Source organism: Nostoc sp. DSM 114167 (assembly GCF_052692655.1).
In genome coordinates this window covers 6,332,931-6,352,813 of the sequence record NZ_CP195116.1, presented here as the reverse complement: position 1 = coordinate 6,352,813, position 19,883 = coordinate 6,332,931, and the positions used below count along the sequence as shown (strand labels likewise).

Below are 19,883 nucleotides of genomic sequence, written 5' to 3'. Positions count from 1 at the left end.
TTTAGATCGGGGGAATACGTAGTCGCCGACCAATTTGGGCAGTCAATTCATCAGGGTGCATAGCGTTGTTAGCATCGCATAGATGCCAGAAAACTTCCGGATCGTGTAGATAATTTGCAGTGATATTATCTAGGCGATCGCCTTCGCTGACTTGATGTTCTTGAAAAATTTCAAACCTCTGTGATGACGGTAAAAATCTCCGCCGGAGGTAAACGATAGTTTGATTTGATGTTGTTTGCCACTTGGCAATTTCTATATCGTAGTAACGACTGCTTTCAGTAAACATTTTACTCTTTTTTATTTTACAACTAAAAACCTATATTTACCGAGATATTTTTGAGAAACTTACAGATGAAATAATTCACGATCAAAGATAGCCAAATTTATAAGAAAGAAGCAACTGTCTTAATAACAGTCGCAGCCGTGTTTACCTTAGCTAGAAGCTCTTTTTGCTTGTGATAGACTCTGAACAAGCTGCTGCCTTTATGGTCAAATCTCAAATCATTTGTGCTTAATACTTGCATACCCAAACTGACTTTGGCACGAATGGGATTTAGTTTAGAATCGAATGCTTCTTCGGTAATGCCGAACTCAGAGAGGCGTACTGGCATTACACGATTTAAGCTCCATATAAATACACTTAAATCCGCCTCATTTGGTAAGATTTCTAAAACACCTGTACGGGCGAGTTGATTGTTTGTCTGAATTTGGCTACTTTTAGGATAGATCAGGGTTTCTAGGGCTGCTAATTGGGGGTATATGCCAAATAACACTGTATCTGGATTTTTTGCAGGAAACTCCAGTTGATCTGTAGCATCAATTTCTGCCTCTAGTTGAATTGTTTCCATAGGTGGTGCAACTAGACGCAAAGCTTCTAGGCGATCGCTTCCTTCAGAACCCGCACTCCGTACTTGTAAAGTGCGTCTGAGTGTTTCGGGATTGTATTGCAATACGATTATTCCTTTGGGCAAAAAGCTAACAGCATCAAGGATGGCGATCGTTGCTTTTAATGTCTTTGGCGTACCAGGAAAGTGGAACATAAAATTATTCCTAAATCATTTCAGTAACAGGCATTTATACTTCCGACTTCCGACTTCCGGCTTCTATTCATCAAGTCCCTTTTACTTGCATATTTGTAGTAGTGAAAAATCCAGTGCCAAGATATATCGGAATTGGGTCTGGTGTCGGTGGTATTGTTGGTGTCTGAGCTGGCACGAGAACTTGAAATTTCGCTGTGAAGGTAGTACCTTTGAGCAATACTGCTGTTCGCTTAGATTTAACTTTTCTGGCTTTTTGATTGATGGCTAAGGATTGAATGGAAAGTGTTCCTGTACCGGGGGTAACATTTGGCGGACTCGTGTAAGAACAACCAGGAACAATAACTTGTTTCTCGTCACCAACAATGCAAATTTTATTTTTGTTAACTGTTGGTATACCAGTACCTTTTAAGATGCCAGGACGTACTAAAACTATTGCTTTGCCAAAGATGGGGTTGAACATGGCGCGATCGCCACTAATCAGAATAAAGTCTAACATGGGTTTTTGTTGAGAAAATAAAAGTCTTTGTAGAATCTATTACGCGCCTTAATAGAGATACTGCGATCGCCCTATTCCCCTGGCGTGACTCTCAATCAGTGCTATGATTAGCATAAATTTCTAACTTTAGGAATGCACGTAATCAGCAAAGTGAAATTGCGGGAATTCTGGGTTCAACACGCTGATTCTGAAGATGCTCTTAATGATTGGTACAAGTTTACGTCTAAAGCAAACTGGTCTAATTTAGTGGATGTTCAGAAAAGATATCCAAAGGTAGAAGCGGTTGGTAACTTTACAGTGTTTAACATCAAAGGTAATAACTATCGTTTGATTGTAGACATTAGATATTCCAGCCAGACAGTTTTTATTAAATACGTTCTTACCCATCCTGAATACGATAAAGAAAGGTGGAAAGATGACCCCTACTTCTAGTCAACAAACCTACACTGAGTTACTGATCCAGTATCAACCTAAACCAATTAAAACAGAACAGGAGTATAACAGAGCCTTAACAGTAGTAGAGAGCATGATGTCTGGTGAGTTGACAGAGGCTGAAACTGTGCTTTTTGAATTGTTGGTTCTTCTGATTGAGAATTACGAGTCATGTCATTATCCTATGGGTGAATCAAAACCTATGGCTACTTTGGAATCTCTGATGCATGAATTTGATGTGCAGCCAACTTCTTTAGTCGGGGTTTTTGGCTCTGTTGATATTGTTAGGGAAGTAGTCAATGGTGAACGGAAAATTAGTCAATCTGAAGCTGAATCCTTAGCTAAGTTTTTTAATGAGCATTATTCTGGACTTTCCCTCACATCTGTTGACTTTTAAACTTTTAAGAATGTCGTTACTAGATGGGGCGATCGCACCCTCATCAACCTTCATAAATGGGCGATCGCTCAACTTTTAAGACAGTCACTACAAGGGCGATCGCACTACCATCTACAGTAAGCGGCTAGCGATCACCGTAATTTGCCAGCGTTGTTCATCATTCATCTTGAGGTAATCAATTAGTAGCGATCTACAACAAATTATTGATATAGTTGACTATTTCCTGGCAATCACCTCCACCCCTGGTGCCGCCCAGATGAACATCCATGAAATAAAGTTGGTTTGTGGTTGAATCATATATAAATTGCGCATCCTTTATTCCTGCATCGCTCGCCGCCTTAAACCAACGTTGTAAGTTTTTAAGTTGCACTGGGTTATCCTTGTATTTGTCAACAATGTTGGTGAAACGTCTTATGCCACCGGTTTTTGCCAACATAAATGTTTGTCCTTGCATCCGATACATCATAAGGACGGCTATCGTAAGTTGTTCTTTGTCTGGTAAAATTACCTTCCTTTTGTCCAGACCTTTGTAAAAAAGCACTGGCGCCCCAGTATTCATCAACTCAACGGAATCCTTCATCTCCCGCAGGTACTCACCGTCATTCTTGAACAATTTGTATACGAATGATTTGTCCAATAAAACCAAGTTTCCACTTCGTCCACTGGTAGGCTTTTCACAATAGCTGAGATCTAATATCTCTAAGTGCGTCATGTCGGATGCCGTTGTCGTCAATTGTATCTGGCTGACTAGACTTCCTGGCGATCTTCTGTAAATGCTCTCTTGATGGTCATGGTGATTAGTTCGTCTTCTTTCTCCCTGCACCGTCCCCTTACTCTGCTGCACCACATGAGTCAACTCATGCGCCAACAACTCTTGACCGCCCCGACTCCCTGGATTATATTCCCCCTGCCGAAAGAACACATCCTGCCCCGTGGTGAAAGCACGCGCTTGAATTGACCGATTCAACTGGTCAGATTGACCATCCGTGTGAACCTTCACCCCACTGAAATCAGCGCCAAATGCCACCTCCATCGGTTCGCGGATGTTGTCTGCGATCACCTGTCCGCCACTCCTTGCTCGGTTGATGGAGGCTTCCAGATTTGGTGTAGCAGCTATCCCACCATCACTAGACTTACGCTGTAATATTGGTGACCTCATCAGTCTTGCTTCGTTATCTTTTGTTTCTATATCCTCTCCCTGAACAGTTTTATCTTCATCTGACTTCACTGATGCAGTTGCTATATGTGTAGCAATTACTCTTTGCTTTAACAGTTCTTGTGCTATTGCTTCCTGGTAGTCTGGGGCTTGCACTGCTACTTCAATATTACTTTTGCCATCTGCGGGTTTATAAAATGCGTTTATAGATTTTGAATCCACATATTTTATATTAACATTATTCGGGTTTTTAATTTCTTTTTGATACTTAATATTTGTAAGTATATTAGGAACAAGAAGTGATATTATTTGTTTAGGAGTAATTTGATCAGCTACAACTCCTAGCTCCTGAGAAGTATTATTAAGAGCCTCTATTGTAGTTCCTTCCTGAATATTTGTTGCACCTGATTTTGAAATCACGTTTTTATTAAGGATTGCCAAGACAGTATTCTGCGCTCTTTCAGATAAAACTTTATTAAATTCCCCATTATTCAGTTTAGTTGTAATCTGTCGTGCTGCTTTTTGAGCTTTCAAATGCTTTTCTATCTGGGATCTTAATTCCGGCGCGTTGCTTGAGTCTTGTTCTAGTGTTTGTTGTTCGTTTTGATTTAATACCATATCCGACTCTTTAGGAAAATAACGAAGTAGAAAATCGTCTTGCCGTTCGAGACTGACACTAATACTTCCTCTGTTTTCGGCTGTTAAAGAGTCCAAAGCAACATTTTTTGCTTCATCTAGGTTTTCGCTAACGAGGGTTAGGTTATTTACTGCTATTGGGATTTTTTGATCAGCGTTTTTACTTACCTTATCAACACTGCCAACAATTGATATCCTTTTCTCTTGTGCCACTTTTCGGCTCAGAATACCATGCTCTAATATGCTGTTTACTAGCGTGATCAATGATTGCAACGTTTTTTCCGAGGGATTAACAATTTTTAATATCTTTCCCCATTCTTCCTTACTTATGGTTTCATTATGAAGTTCTTCAAGTAAACGTTGCACTTCAGGATCGTTTTCATTAAAACCTTCGGGTATCTTGTAAGACTTTTCTTTACTAGGCATACGCTGCACTATCGGTGAGCGCATCAGTTTCGCTTCATCATCTTGGATCTGTATTACCTCTCGCTGAACAGCCTTACCTTGCCCTGGCAACACAAAAGTAGGCGTATTGATGCGACTCACAATCTCACTTGCTACCCTATCCGCTTCCTGTTCGTATTTATCCCCCACTGCACCAATCATTAGCTTCGCCATAATCGGCTGTGGTTTAGTTGTGCTGATAGGCACTCGGCTAAAGTCTTTGGAAAAAGCCGAATCACTTAATGGTTGTGCTTCTTTATCTTCTGTTGATTGCACCTCTGCGTCCGAAACAGAACGAACAGCAGCACGCTGTAAAATGCCACTCGCCTGGGATGCCTCACTTTTTTGCTGCTGATTAGTTTGGGCAATTCTTTTACTAGTCATGGTTTCATTCCTCAATATTAAACATGCCATTCTTTGTGCTGCTTAGTCGCTTAACAAATGTCTCCTCAAGTGTCAGGCTATTGTCTCTTTAAACTTTTCAAACGATGCTTCATCAGGCCAAATCCATTTGGGACAATCAGTTCCGCCAGCCATTGTATCTACTGTACGGTGCGTATGAATGTGAGATTTCTGAATTTTGTATTTATCTACCAAATATCCAATCAGGTTCAACGAACACTGTTGTTGCTCTTTTGTCATACCTAAATTATTTTTGTCAGCAACGTGTTCGATTCCGATAGAACGATGATTCATAGCTCTGTCACCTGCGTGCCAAGCGGTATGATCTTCTAACACCATTTGGATGCACGTACCGTCACGAGCAACAATGTAGTGTGCAGAAACTTGCTCTTCAGGGTTTTGGAATCGGGCTATAGCAGCTTGCAATGAACTCTCGGTGTTGTGACACACAATAGAATCAATTGTCGATTCCCGGTAATCAGTCTGATTTTTAGAGCTTGCAGGAATCCATTTTACGTCTGGTCTACTCATCATTTTTCTCCTAACATTTTGATAACTATTTCTTGTGCAATTTGTTGCCCCATTTGGGTAGAGTTAATTCCAGGCTTTACTTGAATTGCACCACCAGGCACTACCCCACCTGAGAGCAAGTTGTCTGGTATACCTTTATTAGCCAACAACTTCGCCAATTCAATCTCTACCTCAGCTTGCAACAACCGCGCCTGACTGGGAGAAATCGGCATTCCCTCTAAAATCAGCTTCTCTATATCAATATTGATATTCATACCGTTACACCCGTAAGTACTGAAACCCGAAAATCTGTCTCATTCACTGGTCGATCCAATTTGCGAAACTCAGCCCGCGCCGCGGTTAACACCAACTGCATCGTCACCGACGTACCAGCCCCAGCAGCCAGAAACGCCGCATTCAAAGCAATATTATGAATACTGCCCCCCGTCATATTCAAACGTGCCAAACGGTTAAAATCTAAATCCTGTATTGGTGTCTCTGGTGGAAACACCTTTTGCCACATCACCTGACGTTCAGCCACACCCGGAAAAGGAAAATTCACAATAAACCGCAAGCGACGCATAAAGGCATGATCTAACGAACTCTTGAGATTCGTTGCTAGAATTGCCAAACCGCGATAAGCCTCCAATCGCTGCAACAGGTAATTCACCTCAATATTGGCGTAGCGGTCATGGCTATCTTTCACTTCAGAACGTTTGCCAAACAATGCATCCGCTTCATCAAAAAACAGAATCGCCCCGCCATCTTCCGCTGCATCAAACAAACGCCGCAGATTTTTCTCCGTTTCTCCAATATATTTGTTGACCACAGATGAAAGGTCAATCCGGTAAAGATTTAGCTGCAAATCATTGGCTATTACCTCCGCCGCCATCGTCTTCCCTGTGCCGCTTTCCCCTGCAAACAAGGCACTAATCCCCATACCCCGATTCATCCGGTTGTGAAAACCCCACTCTTGATAAACTAAGCTGCGCTGCCTGATTTGGTCAGCTATTTGATGCAGCAAGTTTGTCTCTTCTGCTGGTAGGACGATATTATCCCAAGTTGCTTTCGGGTCGAGGCGTTGAGCTAAAGTATCCAACTGCGGACGAGTACTAGCAAGACAAGCCGACCAAAGCTTACCACGCAAGGTTTTTCTCCAAGCCGATTCGTTGAACCTCTCCCCCAACCCCTCTCCTTGTAGGAGAGGGGAGTCCTCTTCCTCCCCCCTTCCCTTGTAGGGAAGGGGGGCTGGGGGGGTTAGGTCTTCTTCCTGCGATGGCATTTCCCCCAACACTTGCTGGGCTATCTGCTCAATCTTGACTAAATTGAGGTTAAACTGAGTCGCCAGAACCTGCGGACTACTATCTGCCACTCCTCCTAATACCTCAGTCCAAGTAGCTTTTTGTTCCGTGAGTGTTGGCTTTTCGACATCTACGACAATTGTCGGCAGACCCAATTGCCTAACTTCACGAGTGCTAAGGAAAAGTAGACCACCACTGCGGGTAAGAAACCGATGCAAGGGAAGTGCTTGTCCTTCTGTAGTCGGTTTAGTGTCAATTTCTTGGGCATCTAAATACAGCGCCAGCGGCAAAAGCAAGCTTTCCCGATGCCACAAACGAGCAATCGTCTCCAATTCTCCCGCCTGAGTGGGCAATAATTCCACTGACAAACGATAGACATATTTATCTAGTTGGGCTGCTATATGTTGGGCTATTAGTTGCTTGCTGAGGGAATCTGCCCCCACTAGCTGAATAATAGGTAAACGCTGCTCTCTGTGCGTTTGGTGCAGTTGCTGAATAATTGTTTCGACAACAGCGTTTTGAGATGGGGGTAATTTTACACTCCATTCTGCTGTTTCCATCGCCATCAGTAATGATACCAAGCGATCGTCTAGAGAATTTAATCCTTTGATATAACTTAATATACGTTCATCTAGCCGTAAACCACTCGTAGTCAGAGGTTGAACTCCTGACTGATGAATTTCAATTAATCGCCAGTAACGTAAAGGGCGTTCCCAACAAAGGGCATCCCAAGCAGGTTGCTCGAATAGTGATAAAGCCAACGCAAAGGTAGGGTAAGGCTGGTGAGCATTATCCTGTGCTTTGGCACAAAGACGAGCCATACCCGGATCTAATTCCATTGCCACACATAACAATAAAACCTGTTGTTCAAAGTCAGATAAATCTAATTTTTGACTTAAGAGAAGCAGGGCTGGGGGTGGATTCATCCCTTCCGCCATTGCCATTTCTATTACTTTAGGCTTCTCAATATCAGGTAACTGTGCAAGCTCACATAAACGCCAGCGTAACCAAGCCAGTGCATTTGCTAGGTATTCTTCATTGTTTGCTATCCACAAATCGAGGTTGTTCATAAAATCACCACCTTCTGATTCTGGTCGAAAACAGGCGGTGTCACTGTACGATCCACCAGCAAACTATCTACACCATCAATCCGCACCCGCACAAAATACTCACCCGGTGTAACATCTGCAATCCGAAACTCCAGCCTATCTGTTTGATTTGGATGTGGTTGAGCTAGTATTTCGCGATCGCCCAACAATAACGCCACCCGCTGTCTTGGTCGCACTTGGGGGTTTAAAATCACAGTGAGGCTGACTTCCCCATTAGCGTCTGCTGTTGCTTGTCGTGGTATAATATCCAAGATTTTAGGTGCTAAGGCAAAAGATAATTCATTGGTAGTCCGACTTGGTTCGTTAGTCCGCGTTACTTTGACTACCACGGTATAAAAACCCGCCGCCCAGTTTACAGGCTCATCAGGTAATTGAACTCTAATATCTGTTGCTGTTCTCTCTGCTAAAGGTGGCACTTCTAGAGAAATTTCTAAACGATGATTTGTAAAATATATAACTACATTTTCAGCATCTAAGTGAAAACCATTAAGAATCAGAATATCGCCCAATCTGGCGCTAGCTTGCTGATTAGGCAATTGCAGAGAAACTAATGTGGGTAAGGGTGACGATAGGTTTGATTGCAGAATTGGGCCGCGATCGCTAGACTGACGTTTAATAATCGGTAGCGGAGTTTTTGCAGACAAGCTACTCTCAATCAGCACTACTGACACTTCATAAGCAGCAGAAACTCGATAAGGTACTTGAAAAGTTGACCAGAGATTAAACACCTCTTCCACAGATAGCGGTTGATAATCAATTCGCAACTGTTCTTCTTGTAAGTCAAGGTCGTATTCAGTCGGATCGGTAGTAGGCAAGGCTGCCCTAATATCCGCAGAAGTAATCATCGGATGGTCATTAAAAACACTCATCGCCACACCCAACAGACGATGACTCGTAGGTTCTGGAAAGTCATCATTTTGGGCGTAAGCAGTCAGTAGGTAGTAGAGGTTCAACGGCAAAAGCTGGTGTCCTGTCTCACCAGGCTTCACTTGAGAAGGAATATCCATATTCCGCCAAGCTGGGTTTATTTGAGTATCGTAGAGAAATAAATTAACTTGATCGCCACTACTAACAGTATTATCTCGTACTTTATCCAATGGTCGTGTCGTCACAGTGATTCCCCCCGAACTCTCAACATCAAACCTTTGCTGGAGCAAGTGACGCAATGTAATTGTGACAGCCGCAATAGCTAAAGCGTTGCTCATCGCTTACCTCCTTCTGGCACGTCGCTGCAAGTATTCATTCAAACTCATCACAGATGGTGCTGGACGGGGCTTTGGTCGAGGCGGAGGTGGTGCTGGGGCTGCGCTGCGAATTTCTAGCCGACCAATTGTGACTTGAATAGGAGGTGGTGTGTCCAAATCTACCGAGGATCGCTTTTGGACTTTTTTGTTACTAGCTGCGATAACTGACAAATTTTTCACAGTTAGGTCATTGATAGTCCCAGATAGCGGTCTGAAATCAGATTCCTCTAGTTGCCTAAAGTACGAAGACCCTACCCCATCTTTGCCTCTATCCGCAGACATAGATACGTTGGGGGATGCGTTCTGGGGTAATATTAAGTTTTCAACTGGGCTGGTCAATATATCTTGATTACGATTAATTTGCTGGCGTTGTATATTTACGGGATGATGGGTGTGATTAACGTTTATCTCTCCCCCAACTTGCCCTAATTCATCCCACTGTTCGACAACGCCAATTTTCTGGATATCAATATGTTGGCGCTTTTTAAATCTATCCGCAGACATAGATAAATTAGGGGATGGGTTCTGAGGTAATATTAAGTTTTCAACTGGGCTGGTCAATATATCTTGATTACGATTAATTTGCTGGCGTTGCATATTTGCGGGATGATCCACGTAATTAACGTTCATGTCTTCCCCAACTTGCCCTAATTCATCCCACTGTTCGACAACGCCAATTTTCTGGATAGCAATATGTTTGCGATCGCTCTTATTATAGTTTTGTAAGCCGACTTCCTGAGCAGAAGCTTTTTCTCTACGGAAATCAGACAAGTGAGAGTCAGAAAAGTTGACTTGTGATTGTATGTCAATCCCTGGGGTTGAAGGATGTAAAGCAGGAGTTGGTATTATATTTGAATTAATAGCAGTTAGCTGAGTTATCAGTTGTGAAGCGACAGATGATGATAAATTATTTACGAATGGTGCAGTAGAACTGTTTGCCTCAAGCGAACATAGTTTAGCAGAAGCATCTGCGACAAATGGGTGTATTGATGAAACATTTTTGTGGACAAACCTCTGCTGATTTTCTGGCACATTAGACGTAAGTTTTTCCTGGGGTTCGGCAATTGTTTCTATAGCAATTGTATGTGTTAAGCTCTGTTTGTGTGAATTCGCTAACGTACTATCAATAGTAGATGCGTTAGCGGAGCTTACCTTACCCCTACGGGGAAGCAAGCTAGGCGTAGTGTCTCGTAGAGAAGGTATCGCTTCATGTTCTACTTGTGGTTGAATTACAGGACTTAAGGCGGAAATGCTAGTGTCCATAGTTGGCACAGGTGTTAAAGATAGTACCCGCTCACTTGCAGATGTGTAGGCGTTGGCGTAGTCTCTCCAAGAGTTACCCATTGTAGACATCGCCACAGGTTCTTCTAAAAACTGGTTGAAATGTAGTTGTGGATTAATGAGCTTTTTTACTTGCAAAGATAAAACATTTTCATTCCCAATTATTTGCGGTAATTGCTGTTGTACTAATTCACTTGCAGACTGTTTTTGGTGTTGAATTACAGGACTGAAGCTGGAAGTGCTAGTTTCTAGCGTCAACCCAGGTGTTAATGATTTTTGATTTGTGGGCAATATTTGATTAGCAACAGGTGCGCTGTCTACAGGTTTTTCTGGAATAGATGGCTGTAAACTTATCAGCTTTTGCACTTGAGTAGATGAAACATTCCCACTTCTTTGTAGCGATTGCGTTGATGACAATTCAGTTACAGCTTTTTTCTGGTATTGAATTACAGAACTTGAGGCGGGAGTGCTAGTTTCCACTGCTAGCATAGGTGTTAAAGGCAAAACTTGAGAAATAGCAGGTGCGTAAGCGTTGGTGTCGCCTCTCCAAGAGTTTACCATCGTAGACATGGCTGTTGATTGTGATTGAAGTTGAGGAAGAAAGTCCTCAGAACTTTCGACTTGTGGTAACTGAGAATGGATAAAGACTGGATGATTTTCTATAGGTTGCTTATGTAAGTTTTCAGTTGCAGATTTTCCCTGTTGTAGAACCTGAAAAATTGGTATAATAGTACTGGTTTCTGCTTGGATTTGCGGGATAGATTGCTTCAAAGGCAATACCTTTGGCAAGAGATTAGGAGAAACTTGTTGATTAATTTCAATTGAATGGTTTTTTAAGGATTGAGTTGTAAGTTCTCCTAAATTTTCACCAACTAACTTTGAGACAGAAGTATTGTTTTCCTTTGCGATCGCAGTCCTTGAAATTGCGGGATTTAGATTTTGTAAAGAAAATATTTTTTCTTGAGCAGTAAAGGAAAACATTACTGTCTTTGTTGGGTTTTCGGAGAAATATGTTTGCAAATCTGACTTTAAAGGTGATTGCAAAGATAAACCCAGACGATTGATTGTAATTAGTTGCTGGGGAAAAGATTTAAGTGGAATCTGCCTCTGTTCAAAGATGGGGTTAGAGAGAGAAGTATTTGATTCTGTGTTGTGTACAGAAACGATATGATTCGATAGGGAAGTCTTTGTTTGTGGCACAAGTGCAGACTTCAATAGCTCTGTGTTAGAATTAGGTACTATTTGATTTGTAGTCGATGAAAATCTTTCTAATTCTACAAAACGTTGAGTTATCAATCGTTCCCAGTTTACTATATTTGAAGTTTGGACAGAAGAAACAACAGGATTAATTTTACTTACTTGTTTCTGTGATAATTGAGCAGTAGCAAAAGTTGGTGGAGTACTACTTTTTTTTTGCTCTGGGTTTGAAGTCAATTGCTGATTATCAGTACTGATTTGAGTCAGAACTGAATTTGAAAAATTCCAATTGGAGGATAATTCTAAGTCAGGCTTTTGTGTCAAATTAGGAATTGACTTTAGTATTGGTTGGGAAAATTGAACAGGTATTGAAGTTAAATTAGTTAACAGGGGGTTAGTTATCTCTTCAGATATTTGCCCTATTGTCGCAGTTGTTAGCGTTCGCGGAGCGTCTCGTAGAGAAGCTCGCCGCAGGCATCGCTTCTCCAACAACTGCACAATGTCAAAATTGGGAAATTTTTCCGCTTCTGATGTTGTTTCTAACTCAGTTGATTCTGTGGTAATCGATGGCTCCCAGTCAAGGGTAGACTCTGGTAACGGTTCAAAGACTGATAAGACAAGAGGTTGAACTGTATCGATTGAGTTAAAGCTTTTAGCTACCAAATGAAAGAGATAATTGCTCATCAGTCCGTCACCATCTCTAAGTACAATTGTCGCCGTCTGGGACTCATCGCCAAAATGTCAGCTTCAGGCCAACTGTAAGCAGCAGCCAAAGTATGTACTTCTCGCAACACTCGAAATCCCCAAGTGTTAATCTCAGCCCAGAAGAACGACACAATGTCAAATAATGATTGCCATTGGTGGTTGCAAGCGGAACAGGAAATATCAATTGGCACATTTGCTTGAGGATCTGCTTCAGCCATTTGGGTAATAATTGCATCTTTAGTATGAGATGGTAATTGCTGAAACAGCAGATATTCACCGTCACACACTGCTTGCAAAATACAGCGTTCTAATAAAATCTCTTGAGCAATCTCTGGCTGTTTGTGTTCAGCGATCGCTATCATATCTAAACTGTTTGGTAGACGAAAACTCACCTGATAATCACCAAGCTCAAGACAATATTTCTCAACTGGGTCAAGTGACAGTGACGCTATACGCATATCTGCAATATCAAAATTGAGTTCCAAGACTTCACCACAGCTTGGACAGGTGACTTGACTAACCAGTTGTGAACCAAATGTCCACTCCCGCAATGTCAGCAGCATAGCATCACGCTGACCGAGGCTGAGTTGAGTCAGCATATCTATGGAGGTTTCAGGACAAGCACTAGCTAGTAGCTTGATTGCTTTAGACCAAGATGGCTGATTAAGTCCCCACTCCCAGATATTTAACAGTTCCGAGGCTGATAGCGATCGCATATAGGAGTCCCGTAGTTGATTTCCTACTGGTTGAACAATTAAATCTTGATTAACTAAGCCGAGTTAATCATCAAGCACGTTCCCAACCTTCGTTCTCTATCTTTATGTACTCGATAGCGACAGCATTAGCACTAGCATCCAAGTCTGGTAAAGCTTGATATTCCGAAACCCAGCAACCAAAAACGTTATATGAAGTCGCTTTCTGACCAGCTTCATCACGAACCTCAATAGTGATATCTTTACGGAAATCTGCCAGAGACACTTCTGGACTACCACCAAGCGCCCAGACTTTGTTTGCCCATTGTTCAAAATCAGGATCTTTGCTAACACCTCGTTCTAAGGTGATGGCATCGTACTTGCTTTGTCCCGGAGACTTGTAGACAGTGCTAGGGTCGCCACCTGTACGGTGTTCTATGACCTCAGTGGTTCGCTTTAAACCACTGACTTTACTTACCCCAGCCACATCCTTACCAGCGAATTTCACAACAAACTTAAAGTTTTTGTAGAGATCCAAACGTTTACCTGAAATAGAAGGCATATATTTCTCCTTAAACTGCTATTTGTCCGGCTATTTGCTGAATCTTGAGAACAACAAATTCAGCAGGTTTGAGAGGAGCAAAACCAACAATGATATTGACAATTCCTAAGTTAATATCGTTTTGGATTGTTGTTTCCTTATCACACTTCACAAAGTAAGCATCTTCCGGCTTACGACCTTGAAAGGCTCCTTGAAGGAAGAGAGTGTGCATAAAAGCTCCAAGATTCAAGCGAATTTGCGCCCACAACGGCTCGTCATTTGGCTCAAAGACAACCCATTGCGTACCGCGATAAAGACTTTCTTCCAAGAAAAGTGCGAAACGGCGAACCGGAATATACTTCCATTCATCGGTAAGACGGTCATCTCCATTCCGCGTCCGCGATCCCCATATCACACGACCAAAAGCTGGCAAAGTTCGCAAACAATTAATTCCCAGAGGATTCAATTCTCCATTTTCTGGATCTGTTAGAGGTACACTCAATTGTGGTACACCCGTCAAGGTTGCTTCTGTGCCTGCTGGAGCTTTCCACACACCGCGTTGAACATCAGTTCGAGCAAATACGCCAGCGATCGCACCACAAGCAACAAATTCTTCTATTTGATTTTCCCGTAAAGGATTTGGCTGCTTGATTCGAGGAAAGAAAACAGCAGCATAACTAGTTGGTTCACCAAGGTCGTTCTGAATACCAGCTTTGGCCTTATCCTTATCAGTCCAAGTACTGGGCGAATCGATGATAAAAAACGCTCGTCGGGTTTGGCAAAATTTTGCTGCTGAATCAACTAAAGAGTCATAATCTATATTGCCATCATTTTTATAAGGCGGAATACAAAGCATATTAAACAGGTCGGCTTTATTTAAAGTGTAAAGACCCTGTTTATTTGCTTCCTTATTTGACCCTGTGAAGTCGTTCACATCTAGCTCGTCACCATCCGCACCGCTGTTTGGTTCCGCTTTAGTATTTGTATCGTTATCACCCCACAATTTTTTATCAGGTGTTGGATCGGCATGAGCAGATGGTCTTTCTGTTGGCAGAGATTCATCTCTAAATCGGACTAAATAAGACTCATTCAATAAGACTTTATCTACTTGTCTGGGATGATTTGGTAGCACCGACACATTGCGAAATATTTCTAGTTGTCCTGTCTTTTGATCCAGAACTGTAATGTTGAATAGTTTTTCTGACTCTGCGTCACCTCTTACTTTAATATCTATATCTATCCGCACTTTTAAAGCATTTCCCCAGTTGCCTTCATTTGCTGCTTCTAAGTTGAGACCATTAACATTTAGTTGTGCCTTCTTAGCAGTGGCTTCAGTTTCCCCTGGAGTTTGACCTTCCGGTGGAGCTTGCCCTTCTGCTTGTTTCAGCTTAAAGTGAGTGAGTCGGACAATAATTGCTTGGCTACCACCGTTGAGGTAAAAATCTCGTACAGCATAGCCAAGGGTACTATTCAGCCACAATCCGCCAAAAATGCGTTCAAAGTCGCCATAACTGTTAATAGTAATCGGCTCGTCTACAGGGCCTCGTAAGGCGCGACCAATAAAGGCAGTAATAGAGGTAGATACGCCTGTAATCGTGCGTACTCCACTCTTGATTTCTTCTACGTAAACGCCTGGATAAGTTGGTTGTATGGGCATTGTTCGTTCTCTGATTAAGAATTAAAACCTACAAATTGACAAAATAGTCAACTTTTAAATAAAAAAATTAAGATAGATTGTAAATTTTAATATCAGTAATAAGTTATTTGAGCAAGTAAGCCAAATTCGTATTAGATATAACATTGCAGCGAATTACTTTTAATATTAGTTGTCTCATCGGCTCTGAAACTCATAAAACTCATCCCATAACTCATAGTAAAACTCATGAAAAATAACATTTTTAAATAGGAATGTTACTAAAATAACTTGTAACTAAGTACCTTGACTCTCAACAATTGCATAGGGTCAGAAATAGAAGTGAGTTCTAAACCAAAAGCTTGAGCTTTTTTCTTCAGGTTATTAAGTAGGCGCTCTCAATACTGTTACTCATAAAAATTTGTTTACTTTCTAAACGCTTCTTGTCACTCTTTAGGAACAGACCAGAGTTTGATGGTTTTGTCGACACCGCTGCTGGCTATCATGTTTCCATGCGGCCTGAAAACTACTGACCGCACGCCTCGCTCATGGCCTATCAAATTCTCCAAGAGTTTGCCTTCAGGCAACCCCCATAACTTGATAGTGCTATCATTGCTACCACTAGCTAATCTCTTGCCATCGGGACTAAAAGCTACTGACCACACAACTCCATCATGTCCAATTAGGGAGTGCAACAATTTACCAGTGGGCATTTGCCAGAGTTTGACTGTCCGATCAGCACTGCCACTGGCTAAAGTCCGTCCATCAGGGCTAAAAGCCACTGAGCGCACAGCTTGTGAATGAGCATTCAGGGTTTTTAGAACAGCACCATCCATGAGCCGCCAAATTTTGAGTGTACCACCCTCATTGCCACTAGCTAAGGTCTGCCCATTTGGACTAAAAGCAACAGTTCTTACCCACAATCCATCCGATAACTGATGAACTTGTACGCCAGTCTGCACGTTCCAGATGCGGATGGTTGTGTCAGCACTACCACTGGCTAACCACTTTCCGTTGGGGCTGATGGCAACGGCTTCTACATCATCTGTATGGCCATCTAAGGTACGAAGCAGTTGCCCCGTCTCTAAATTCCAGAGTTTAATCCGGTTATCCCAACTACCACTAGCGAGCAGCTTGCTATCTGGACTGATGGCAAGGCTTACCACTGCATCGCCGTGTCCTTCTAAAGTATGGAGTAAGGTGTTACTAGGCAGATCCCAAATTTTAATTTTTTTATCGTAACTGCCACTGGCGAGGAAGCGTCCATCAGGGCTGATTGCAAGAGCGTAAACCCAAGTTGAATTTCCTTGGAGAGAATGTAAAGGTTGAATGGTTGCAGCAGAGCTAGTAGCAACACTAGCGTTTCGGAAGTGGAAGAATAGGCTAGCACAACTGCTACTACCAACCAAGATCGTTAGGGTACCGATTGCCAATGCTGCTGAAGATTTCCAGGTAATTTGTTTCGATCTCATAACAGGAAATTCCTTGTGCGAGTGGGAGAATAATCTGACTTGCACGCACTACGTAACGGTGTCGGAGACTAGCGGTACTATAGAGTAGTTTTTTCTGGAATTTGAGATGAGAACGCTTTTCCTTGCGCTTTTTGTTGTTTATTCCGATGTTCAATCCAGCGTCGCATTAAAAATAAAAGGGTTGTCGTGACAATCCCTACTAGCCCAATCGGAGTTAAATAGCTCCAATGCTCTAACATTTTGTCCCAAACGTGCCAAGTGAGCAGGAACATAGCTAAGTAAGTCAGGGTATGTAATCGCTTCCAATTTTTTTTCAGTCTTTTGACACTCCAGTCATTAGAAGTAATTGCCAATAGGGTAAAAATTATGAAGGTAGATACACCTTGGATATAAATCCAATAGGTATTGGGATCTAAAAAATCAAGGTCTCTCTTTTTCACTAAGAGGAAAGCGTGAAGCAAAGCCAAGCAGAAAGCCAGAATACCGATAAGTCGTCGATATTTTAACAGCCATTTGGGAAGGTTTGCTTGTTTAGTTTGAGGAAAAATTATTCTGAGATTCGTGGGCATTAAGGTAAGAATATAAGCTCCTAAAGCTAGAAATCCCAGGCTGTTTTCTAACGGTGCTGTATCGATTGCTGCCATGACCAATCTTCCTTAATTTTTCAATAAAAGCCACTTTTTTATAAGTTAAATATTTACTACACCCACATCAGCAAGTCAGGTCAAAGCTTGCCAGCGTCAGACTGGCATATTTATCTAACTCCACTTCTTAAACCTTTCAGTGATAAAGTTTCTAAATTTTACATAGCCTCTTCAGTAAATTCTTGCTTGATTTTATCTATAGCTTTATTCATTTCTTTTGTATGAATCCAACCTACGTAGCCTCCAAATATCATCTTGTTATTGTCATCTGCTAAGAATATGTGTTTTACCTGTACTGGATTTATAAAAATTTTAACTACCGTTTTATCTTTCAGTATAAAAAAAGGTGTTGCTCTTTGAAAATTTCTACTATGAGCCATAGTCATACCAGCTACATTCACCAACATTTCAACAACCTTTTGGACTGTTTGAGAAATACTTTAAGCAATTTCCGCTTCAGTATTCCATTCTTTTAAATAATCAATTGCTTTTTGAGATAAGCGGAAACCTTCTTCAAATACAGCAAGTGAATTAAACATTTAAGCTTCTCCTGTTTTACTTATTTAAAAAAGCTAAATTCGTATTAGATATAACATTGTAGTGAATTACTTTTAATATTAGTTATCTTATAGACTCTGAAACTCATAAAACTCATTCCATAACTCATAGTAAAACTCATGAAAAATAACATTCCAAAGAGGAATGGTACTAAAATAACTTGTAACTAAGCACCTGTACTCTCAACAATTGCGTAAGGTCAGAAATAGGAGTGAGTTCTAAATCAAAGGCTTGAGCTTTTTTCTTTAGGTTATTAAGTAGAGGCTCTCAATACTGTTACTCATAAATCAATACTTCAATTAAGCCTAAAAGTCAGGTAAAGTAAAGTATTATTCCCAAGCATAAAAATTAACTGTGGTACATCTCAAGGATTTATGACTATTGTGTCCAACGATACAAAGTAGCTATTTTGTTTACTATTTTTGCGAATGCAGATTAATGCACATCTTGAACATTCTATAGCGATCGCACTAATTCATATTTTTATTCTGCAACGCCAAATGCTGCTCTTTTTTCGTAAAAAATCGCCGATACAATTCACAACTTGCGATCGCTTTAGATCCAGAAAGTTTAATCAACCCCATACTGCTTAACTTGTGAGTAAGGATGGGATCTAAGAGAATAGCTTCATTAGCATTCAGAACGTTATCAAAAGCTTGTGCTAACTCAGGCTGTTTTTGCAAGGTTGCCCAGTGACGCTGCAAGTGATAAGAATAAATTTTGCTAGCAGTGGGAGCAGTTTCTAGTAGTTGCGACAGAGTTACCTCGTTTCGACTCAGATGATAGAGAGCTAAATTTACTAGTGCCGGATGTCCCCCGATCATTGCCATTAATTGTCTAGCTTCTTCTCCATCTGTCCAATTGAGTCCATAGCGTTGGGCTAACTGCTGTACCTCTTCTTGGCTAAAGCTGTCTAACTGAATCGGTAACCCTACATTGAAAGGAGACTGATTAAGTTCAAGAGGAACATAAATATCTGTTGAGTGAACCACGAGTAGACGAAGCTTTTGCCAAATGGGCAGTCTTTTCGCTTCTTCGTACCAAGAACGCAACAGAGGTAGAAAATCCTTCGCTACTTGAGGATGCTCGAAAATATGGTTTACTTCATCCAACGCCAAGATCACAGGAGTATTAATTGACTCTAGTAGATATTCTTGGAAATAGAGGGTGCAGCTAACTTTACTTCCCAAATCTTCATCCCAATACTCGTCTAACATGGGTTGAAGTTGAAGCTGGCGGGCGATATTGGCACACAACCAGCGCAAAAGTTGATTCAAGTCGCTTAGAGTTGTCTGCTCGACTTGTTCTAGATTCAAGCTGATAGTGCAGTAACCCTGGTACTTTGCATAGTCAAGAATCCTCAGCAGCAGTGAAGTTTTGCCCATTTCTCTGGGAGCTTTGATCCTGATTAACGCTCCTGGTTTCTTAATTTCTTGATAGATTTGCTCCTCAAGATAAGAACGTTTGAGGTAAAAGGGAGAGGCGAGAGGAACTGAGCCGCTGGGGTAGCAAGGTGACGTATCCTGATTAACTGTGGGGAGAAATTGCGTCAGGTCTTGTTTCAAAAGTTTTGTATTTGGAGCTGCTTCAACGATGGCATAAGACTCCAGCAGCACCTGACAGTTTTTCTTGGTCACGCGCTGGCCAATGGCCTCGGAGAGTCGCCCAAACAATTCTGGGGCAACAACATTGGTAAAGTAACCAGGACTATAACCTGCCTCTATAGCTATTTGGTTATAAGTTTTATACTGCCAAATCCCACGCAAAACCAGATTTTCTGTGGAATTAAGGGGGCGATTGTGGCTCTCAATTAGCAGGCGATCAACAATCTCAAACAGACTATCAAGGTTCATAGAGATTACAGACAAATGCTACTAATAAAGATAACAGTAAAGACAACAGGAGTTACGCAAGTAACACAATATCTGCCATTTATTAGTACAATAGTATTATTTAGACAAATTAAATTATCCAGAAGGATAGACCTCTTCTT

At 41.5% G+C, this 19,883-nt stretch carries 18 protein-coding genes; 2 read left to right on the top strand and 16 right to left on the bottom strand.

The features are described 5' to 3' along the window. Position 1 precedes the first annotated feature (1 nt). The 3 genes from NSTC731_RS26940 to NSTC731_RS26930 form a co-directional block, all read right to left on the bottom strand. Positions 2-286 carry a LysM domain-containing protein gene (locus tag NSTC731_RS26940; protein ID WP_445627627.1) on the bottom strand — a complete coding sequence of 95 codons (285 nt, stop codon included), beginning with the start codon at positions 284-286 and terminating at the stop codon, positions 2-4. A 97-nt stretch (positions 287-383) separates the two neighbouring features. Beyond that, positions 384-1,040, bottom strand: coding sequence for a hypothetical protein (locus NSTC731_RS26935; RefSeq protein ID WP_445627626.1), 657 nt, complete (start codon positions 1,038-1,040; stop codon positions 384-386). 70 nt (positions 1,041-1,110) lie between these two features. Next, positions 1,111-1,536: a hypothetical protein gene (locus NSTC731_RS26930; RefSeq protein WP_445627625.1), complete on the bottom strand. Its 426-nt coding sequence runs from the start codon at positions 1,534-1,536 to the stop codon at positions 1,111-1,113. A gap of 132 nt (positions 1,537-1,668) precedes the next feature. On the opposite strand from NSTC731_RS26930, the gene NSTC731_RS26925 reads away from it, so the two are divergent. Together NSTC731_RS26925 and NSTC731_RS26920 are read left to right on the top strand one after the other, a co-directional pair. After that, positions 1,669-1,968 (top strand): type II toxin-antitoxin system HigB family toxin, encoded by a 300-nt coding sequence (locus NSTC731_RS26925; RefSeq protein ID WP_445627624.1) that lies wholly within the window; start codon positions 1,669-1,671, stop codon positions 1,966-1,968. Continuing rightward, positions 1,952-2,365 (top strand): helix-turn-helix domain-containing protein, encoded by a 414-nt coding sequence (locus NSTC731_RS26920; protein WP_445627623.1) that lies wholly within the window; start codon positions 1,952-1,954, stop codon positions 2,363-2,365. Before NSTC731_RS26925 ends, NSTC731_RS26920 begins: the two co-directional genes overlap by 17 nt. Positions 2,366-2,555: 190 nt before the next feature. Here the strand turns inward: NSTC731_RS26920 and NSTC731_RS26915 are convergent, their stop codons facing one another. The 13 genes from NSTC731_RS26915 to NSTC731_RS26855 all read right to left on the bottom strand — a co-directional run bounded on the left by NSTC731_RS26915 (position 2,556) and on the right by NSTC731_RS26855 (position 19,743). After that, a complete protein-coding gene (locus NSTC731_RS26915) occupies positions 2,556-5,015 on the bottom strand; it encodes an eCIS core domain-containing protein (protein WP_445627622.1) in 2,460 nt (819 codons plus the stop codon). Positions 5,016-5,057: 42 nt separating this feature from the next. After that, positions 5,058-5,534 (bottom strand): N-acetylmuramoyl-L-alanine amidase, encoded by a 477-nt coding sequence (locus NSTC731_RS26910; protein ID WP_445627621.1) that lies wholly within the window; start codon positions 5,532-5,534, stop codon positions 5,058-5,060. After that, positions 5,534-5,788: a hypothetical protein gene (locus NSTC731_RS26905; protein ID WP_445627620.1), complete on the bottom strand. Its 255-nt coding sequence runs from the start codon at positions 5,786-5,788 to the stop codon at positions 5,534-5,536. The genes NSTC731_RS26910 and NSTC731_RS26905 overlap by 1 nt, the downstream gene beginning before the upstream one ends. After that, positions 5,785-7,884, bottom strand: coding sequence for an ATP-binding protein (locus NSTC731_RS26900; RefSeq protein ID WP_445627619.1), 2,100 nt, complete (start codon positions 7,882-7,884; stop codon positions 5,785-5,787). The genes NSTC731_RS26905 and NSTC731_RS26900 overlap by 4 nt, the downstream gene beginning before the upstream one ends. Further along, a complete protein-coding gene (locus NSTC731_RS26895; protein ID WP_445627618.1) occupies positions 7,881-9,128 on the bottom strand; it encodes a DUF4255 domain-containing protein in 1,248 nt (415 codons plus the stop codon). The genes NSTC731_RS26900 and NSTC731_RS26895 overlap by 4 nt, the downstream gene beginning before the upstream one ends. Before the next feature lie 3 nt (positions 9,129-9,131). Next, complete coding sequence (locus NSTC731_RS26890; protein WP_445627617.1) at positions 9,132-12,329, bottom strand: hypothetical protein; 3,198 nt, start codon at positions 12,327-12,329, stop codon at positions 9,132-9,134. Next, on the bottom strand, positions 12,329-13,066 hold the full coding sequence (locus NSTC731_RS26885) for a T4 family baseplate hub assembly chaperone (RefSeq protein ID WP_445627616.1): 738 nt from the start codon (positions 13,064-13,066) through the stop codon (positions 12,329-12,331). The genes NSTC731_RS26890 and NSTC731_RS26885 overlap by 1 nt, the downstream gene beginning before the upstream one ends. A gap of 70 nt (positions 13,067-13,136) precedes the next feature. Beyond that, positions 13,137-13,604 carry a phage tail protein gene (locus tag NSTC731_RS26880; protein WP_334841267.1) on the bottom strand — a complete coding sequence of 156 codons (468 nt, stop codon included), beginning with the start codon at positions 13,602-13,604 and terminating at the stop codon, positions 13,137-13,139. 10 nt (positions 13,605-13,614) lie between these two features. After that, the gene (locus NSTC731_RS26875) at positions 13,615-15,240 is read right to left on the bottom strand and encodes a phage tail sheath family protein (RefSeq protein WP_445627615.1); all 1,626 of its coding nucleotides are present in this window, start codon (positions 15,238-15,240) and stop codon (positions 13,615-13,617) included. Positions 15,241-15,662: 422 nt separating this feature from the next. Continuing rightward, the gene (locus NSTC731_RS26870) at positions 15,663-16,688 is read right to left on the bottom strand and encodes a WD40 repeat domain-containing protein (RefSeq protein WP_445627614.1); all 1,026 of its coding nucleotides are present in this window, start codon (positions 16,686-16,688) and stop codon (positions 15,663-15,665) included. A 77-nt stretch (positions 16,689-16,765) separates the two neighbouring features. Then, on the bottom strand, positions 16,766-17,332 hold the full coding sequence (locus NSTC731_RS26865; RefSeq protein ID WP_445627613.1) for a ferric reductase-like transmembrane domain-containing protein: 567 nt from the start codon (positions 17,330-17,332) through the stop codon (positions 16,766-16,768). Positions 17,333-17,490: 158 nt separating this feature from the next. Further along, positions 17,491-17,739: a hypothetical protein gene (locus tag NSTC731_RS26860; protein WP_445627612.1), complete on the bottom strand. Its 249-nt coding sequence runs from the start codon at positions 17,737-17,739 to the stop codon at positions 17,491-17,493. Between the two features lie 621 nt (positions 17,740-18,360). Beyond that, entirely contained in the window at positions 18,361-19,743 is a 1,383-nt protein-coding gene (locus NSTC731_RS26855; protein WP_445627611.1) for an AAA-like domain-containing protein, read from the bottom strand. Positions 19,744-19,883 lie beyond the last annotated feature (140 nt).

What these genes read in the sequence shown, in the direction of transcription:
- NSTC731_RS26930 (WP_445627625.1), bottom strand. Translation starts at nt 1,536, where the DNA reads ATGTTAGACTTTATTCTGATTAGTGGCGATCGCGCCATGTTCAACCCC.
- NSTC731_RS26920 (WP_445627623.1), top strand. Translation starts at nt 1,952, where the DNA reads ATGACCCCTACTTCTAGTCAACAAACCTACACTGAGTTACTGATCCAG.
- NSTC731_RS26875 (WP_445627615.1), bottom strand. Translation starts at nt 15,240, where the DNA reads ATGCCCATACAACCAACTTATCCAGGCGTTTACGTAGAAGAAATCAAG.
- NSTC731_RS26910 (WP_445627621.1), bottom strand. Translation starts at nt 5,534, where the DNA reads ATGAGTAGACCAGACGTAAAATGGATTCCTGCAAGCTCTAAAAATCAG.
- NSTC731_RS26935 (WP_445627626.1), bottom strand. Translation starts at nt 1,040, where the DNA reads ATGTTCCACTTTCCTGGTACGCCAAAGACATTAAAAGCAACGATCGCC.
- NSTC731_RS26860 (WP_445627612.1), bottom strand. Translation starts at nt 17,739, where the DNA reads ATGTTGGTGAATGTAGCTGGTATGACTATGGCTCATAGTAGAAATTTT.
- NSTC731_RS26900 (WP_445627619.1), bottom strand. Translation starts at nt 7,884, where the DNA reads ATGAACAACCTCGATTTGTGGATAGCAAACAATGAAGAATACCTAGCA.
- NSTC731_RS26925 (WP_445627624.1), top strand. Translation starts at nt 1,669, where the DNA reads ATGCACGTAATCAGCAAAGTGAAATTGCGGGAATTCTGGGTTCAACAC.
- NSTC731_RS26905 (WP_445627620.1), bottom strand. Translation starts at nt 5,788, where the DNA reads ATGAATATCAATATTGATATAGAGAAGCTGATTTTAGAGGGAATGCCG.
- NSTC731_RS26865 (WP_445627613.1), bottom strand. Translation starts at nt 17,332, where the DNA reads ATGGCAGCAATCGATACAGCACCGTTAGAAAACAGCCTGGGATTTCTA.
- NSTC731_RS26940 (WP_445627627.1), bottom strand. Translation starts at nt 286, where the DNA reads ATGTTTACTGAAAGCAGTCGTTACTACGATATAGAAATTGCCAAGTGG.
- NSTC731_RS26890 (WP_445627617.1), bottom strand. Translation starts at nt 12,329, where the DNA reads ATGAGCAATTATCTCTTTCATTTGGTAGCTAAAAGCTTTAACTCAATC.
- NSTC731_RS26895 (WP_445627618.1), bottom strand. Translation starts at nt 9,128, where the DNA reads ATGAGCAACGCTTTAGCTATTGCGGCTGTCACAATTACATTGCGTCAC.
- NSTC731_RS26870 (WP_445627614.1), bottom strand. Translation starts at nt 16,688, where the DNA reads ATGAGATCGAAACAAATTACCTGGAAATCTTCAGCAGCATTGGCAATC.
- NSTC731_RS26885 (WP_445627616.1), bottom strand. Translation starts at nt 13,066, where the DNA reads ATGCGATCGCTATCAGCCTCGGAACTGTTAAATATCTGGGAGTGGGGA.
- NSTC731_RS26915 (WP_445627622.1), bottom strand. Translation starts at nt 5,015, where the DNA reads ATGGCATGTTTAATATTGAGGAATGAAACCATGACTAGTAAAAGAATT.
- NSTC731_RS26880 (WP_334841267.1), bottom strand. Translation starts at nt 13,604, where the DNA reads ATGCCTTCTATTTCAGGTAAACGTTTGGATCTCTACAAAAACTTTAAG.
- NSTC731_RS26855 (WP_445627611.1), bottom strand. Translation starts at nt 19,743, where the DNA reads ATGAACCTTGATAGTCTGTTTGAGATTGTTGATCGCCTGCTAATTGAG.